This is a genomic window from Nonomuraea terrae, assembly GCF_004348995.1.
GTDB classification, from domain to species: Bacteria; Actinomycetota; Actinomycetes; order Streptosporangiales; family Streptosporangiaceae; genus Nonomuraea; species Nonomuraea terrae.
This window is the reverse complement of sequence record NZ_SMKQ01000366.1, coordinates 1-4,575: the sequence shown is the minus strand read 5'-3', so window position 1 is coordinate 4,575 and position 4,575 is coordinate 1. Positions and strand designations below refer to the sequence as shown.

Annotated in this window: 2 protein-coding genes and 2 pseudogenes; 2 read left to right on the top strand and 2 right to left on the bottom strand. The window is 67.2% G+C overall.

Annotated elements, in window-relative coordinates:
• Window positions 1-219: 219 nt before the first annotated feature.
• The gene (locus tag E1286_RS46205; protein WP_132623603.1) at window positions 220-768 is read right to left on the bottom strand and encodes a hypothetical protein; all 549 of its coding nucleotides are present in this window, start codon (window positions 766-768) and stop codon (window positions 220-222) included.
• A 74-nt stretch (window positions 769-842) separates the two neighbouring features.
• Between E1286_RS46205 and E1286_RS46200 the strand changes: the two are divergent.
• A pseudogene (locus tag E1286_RS46200) lies at window positions 843-2,045 on the top strand (YfjI family protein); the annotation flags it as partial.
• On the opposite strand, the pseudogene E1286_RS46195 reads toward E1286_RS46200, so the two are convergent.
• Window positions 2,008-2,718 (bottom strand): annotated as a pseudogene (locus E1286_RS46195) (IS256 family transposase); the annotation flags it as partial. The pseudogenes E1286_RS46200 and E1286_RS46195 overlap by 38 nt on opposite strands.
• 152 nt (window positions 2,719-2,870) lie before the next feature.
• On the opposite strand from E1286_RS46195, the gene E1286_RS46190 reads away from it, so the two are divergent.
• Window positions 2,871-4,379 (top strand): ISL3 family transposase, encoded by a 1,509-nt coding sequence (locus E1286_RS46190; protein ID WP_132623605.1) that lies wholly within the window; start codon window positions 2,871-2,873, stop codon window positions 4,377-4,379.
• Window positions 4,380-4,575 lie beyond the last annotated feature (196 nt).

The window sequence follows — 4,575 nt, the reverse complement described above, 5'->3', positions numbered from 1 at the left end:
GCCGTGCACCGTCCTGGAGTCGTCCGGCACCACCTACCAGCTCGACGAACTCGCCACCCTCCTGTACACGATCGACCTGCCCGACCCCACCCCCACCGCACAGCAGGCACCCACACCACGGCCGCGACCCACCAACATCGCGCCCGGCACCGTCGGGCCGTTCGACGCCCTCGCCGAAGTGTGCGAGTGGGCCGACCTGTTCCAGCCCCAAGGACTCGCCTACGTCGGCAGCGAGCGGGACGGCGCGCAGCTCTGGCGACGCGACGGCGCATCCTCCATGTACTCCGTACGCGCCTGGCCCCACGTCTGCATCAACTTCAGCGAGAACCTCGACCTTCCCCCCGGCGCCGGCCAGAGGCTCACCATGAGCCGCGTCTTCTCCTGGTGGCACCACCGCGGCGACGAACGCGCCGCCGCCCGCGACCTCCGCCTCGCCGCCGCCGGACACCCCGACGCCTCACCCGCAGCCAAGGCGCTACGCCCCGCCATCCTCGACCACATCCGGGACCGCTGCGCCGTACGACCCTGGACCCCCAACACCCCGCCCAACGACACGCCCTGGCCCGACCAGGCGCCCGACGACGAGCCGCCCACGCCGGCCACCAACACCACACCCACGGCCGCGGCCGAGACGCCCGACGTACGCCGCATCATGGCCACCGCCACCGAGCAGGCCCTGCGCGAAGGCGTCTTCCACGACATCGCCGACGTCCACGCCACGCCCTGGAGCATCCCCGGCAGCGACACGGCCCCCGCCGTCCTGCCCACCTTCCCGCTCCACACTCTCCGGCGACACCGGCAAATTCGTCGAAGCCGTCGCCACCTACACCCAAACCCCCGTCGAAATCCCCGCGTTCGCCGCCATCGGCGCCCTCTCCACCGTCGTCGGCTCGCACGCCACCATCACCGGCCAATGGACCGAAGAAACCCTCTCCCTCTTCCTCGCCACCATCGCCGACTCCGGCGACGGCAAATCCCGCGCCTTCAAAGCCGTCAACGCACCCGTCTACCGCCTCGAAACCACCCTCCGAAAGGCGTGGGACCTCAAATACGGGCAGCTCGCCGAACAACTCGAAATCGCCCAGCACACCCGCGACAAACTCATCCGCGACCTCGCCACCGCCCACGGCGACAAACGCAACGACCTCCTCGCCGACCTCGAAGGACTCAACGAAACGATCAAAGAACTCACCGGGCCGCCCCGCCCCCAACTCCTCGCCGGCGACATCCTCCCCGAAGCACTCGCCAAACTGATGCACAAGGTCGGCGGACACATCGGCATCGTCTCCGCCGAAGGCACCTTCCTCGGCAACATCTGCGGCCGATACAACAACGGCAAACCCAACCTGGAGTTCGTCCTCCAGTCGTGGGACGCCTCCGAGCCGTGGCGGCCCGACCGGATCAGCCGCGACAGCTTCGAGCTCGAACGCCCCTCCCTGGCCCTCAGCCTGTCCGTGCAGCCCGTCGTCATCGCCGACGCCATCGAATCCAATGCCGTCACCGACAAAGGCCTCCTCAACCGCTTCCTCCTCGCCCGGCCCACCTCGCTCGCCGGCAGCCGCGACGTACGACCCCCGCACGTCCCCGCCCACCTCATCGACGCGTGGAGCCACTGCGTCCACCGCGCCTTCTACTCCGTACGCCCCGAAGGCCACACCTTCGACGACGACGGCCAACCACTCCCGCCCGTCCCCATGCAGGTCAGCGAAGACGCCGAGCACCTCATGCTCGACTGGCGGGCCCGCCACGAACGCCGCCTCGACCCCGACGCTGGCGACCTCACCCACATCAAGGGCTGGCTCGCGCGCGCTGGCGGCAACGGCTACCGGCTCGCCGCGCTCCTCCACCTCGCCGCCGGCCACCCACCACAGCTGCCCGTCAGCGCCGACACTATGGCCGACGCGCTCGCCCTCCTCGACTACTGCATCCCCCACACGATCGCCATTCTCGCTCCCGACGACCACGCCGGGCTCTGTCCAGTAGACGGTGTAACTCTGCGTGAATTGTTTAGCGGGTGGTCGGGGTCAGGCGGCCTTCGAAGGTGACGGCGAAGGCGTTCAGAGCAGACTTCCAGCGGGTGATCCAGCGTTTGCGGCCCTTGCCGGTCGGGTCCAGGCTCATGATCGCCATGTAGACGCACTTGAGCGCGGCCTGCTCGTTGGGGAAGTGCCCGCGTGCCTTGACCGCCCGCCGGATCCGGGCGTTGACCGACTCGATCGCGTTGGTCGAGCAGATCACCCGGCGGATCTCGGTGTCGAAGCCGAGGAAGGGCACGAACTCCGCCCAGGAGTCCTCCCATAGCTTCACGATCGCCGGATACCTGCCGCCCCAGGTCTCGGCGAACTCGATAAACCACTCGAGTGCGGCGGCTTCGGTCGGGGCGGTGTAGACCAGCTTGAGCGCTTTGGCAATGGCGTCCCAGTGCTGGCGGGCGGCATACCGGAAGGAGGCGCGCAGCAGATGCACCACGCAGGTCTGCACAATCGTCTGCGGCCAGGTCTGTTCGACGGCTTGCGGCAGGCCTTTCAGCCCGTCGCAGACCAGCATCAGCACGTCGCTGACGCCGCGGTTCTTGATCTCGGTCAGCACGTGCAGCCAGAACTTCGCGCCCTCGCCGCCGTCGCCGGCCCACAGCCCCAGGATGTCGCGCTCGCCGTCGGCGGTGACCGCCAGCGCCACGTAGATCGGACGGTTGGCGACCTGCCCGTCGCGTAGCTTGGCTCTGTCGCAGATTGCGTGATCCTCGCTTTGTCGGTCTCGTTGCGGGTTCCACGACGGAATAATGATCTTCGTGTCTTGCGCAGTGGATTGACGTTCTGCTCCCGCACCTGACGGTACTGACCGTGGAGGATGCCAAGCGCGAGGGCGGAATGGTGAGTATTCGTGCTCGGGTAAGCGGGATGCGAGCGGCGTGCACGAGTTGTGGCGGGGTATCGGCGCGGGTTCACGGCAGGTACGTGCGCCGGCTCAAGGACTCCGTGGTGGGTGGTGCCTGCGTAATCATCGAGTTGGTCGTCAGGCGATTTCGCTGTGTGAGCGTCAAGTGTCCGGTGAAGACGTTCGCCGAGCAGGTGCCGGGCCTGACTCGGCCACATGCGCGCTTCACCGATGCCCTGCAGCGGGTGCTGGCATCGATAGGCATGGAACTAGCAGGCCGAGCCGGCGTTCGCCTGGCAGCCTCGCTGGGTCTGCAAGTGAGCCGGGACACCCTACTGCGCCGCGTCAGAGCTTTGCCTGAGCAGCCGATCGGACACGTGCGAGTGCTGGGTGTCGATGACTTCGCCACACGTAAGGGGCACCGCTACGGCACAATCATGGTGGATCTGGAAACCCGCAGGGTCGTGGACATGATCGACGGCAGGAACGGGGACGCTCTGGCAGCGTGGCTGCGTGACCGCCCGTTACCGGAGATCATCTGCCGAGATCGAGCAGGCGGCTACGCTGACGGGGCACGCCAAGGCGCACCCGACGCAGTGCAAGTGGCAGACCGGTTCCATCTATGGCAGAACCTCGGCCAGGCCGTGGAGAAGGACGTCGCCACCGCCCGCCATGACCTCGCAGCCGCGCTGGCCGCCGAGGCCGCAGCCACCTGCACCGCCGAACCACCACCCGTGGTACACCACCGCGAGCTCAAAGTCGTCACCCGGCTGCGTCGACATCACGCCGCCGTACATGAGCTGCTGAAACAGGGTCTCAGCAAGGCGGCCATCGGCCGAGAGCTCGGCCTGCACCCCGCAACCGTCCGCAAGCTGGCCAGCGCCGCCGAGGTCGACACCGTGATTGCCATGAGTCAAAACCGTGCCAGCATCCTGGACGGATACCACGAACACCTGCACCGCCGCTGGAACGAGGGCATTCGAAACGCCGCCCAGCTCACCCGGGAGATCACCACGCTCGGATACTCCGGCACCGAGCAGCAAGTGCAACGCTACCTACGGCGCTTTCGCACCGGTGCCGGTCAGATCGCCGTCCCCGCCCCCAGGCAACCTTCGGGCCGCGACATTACCCGCTGGATCATGTCCAAGCCCGACAACCTGAACTCCGATGATGCCGGTCAGCTGCGAACCCTCCGCAAACGCAGCCGCGCTCTGAACCGACTGGCCCGGCACGTCCAGGACTTCGCCCTCATGATGACCCAGCTCCACGGCCACCAGCTGGACGCCTGGATCTCCGCGGCCGAAATGGATTCATTCACCGCGCTGGCTTCCTTCGCCCGCAACCTCCGCCGGGATCTCGACGCTGTCCGCAACGGCCTGACACTGCCTCACAGCTCCGGCCCTGTCGAAGGGCACGTCAATCGCGTCAAGATGCTCAAACGCCAAATGTTCGGCCGCGCGAAACTCGACCTGCTACGCAAACGCACCCTGCACTCCGCCTAGATCACGCAATCTGCGACAGAGCCCGTAGCTTGACGTGGATCGCGTCGATGAACAGCACCGGATAGACCGGGTGCTTTCCAGCGGTGGTTGCGAATCACCTGGTAGAGGCCTGTGTGATCCATGTTCTCATGGCCTCGGCCGGAGTGCGGTCGCCAAGGACGAGGCGAGGGCGGTGGTTGAGTTCCCGGGCGATCTG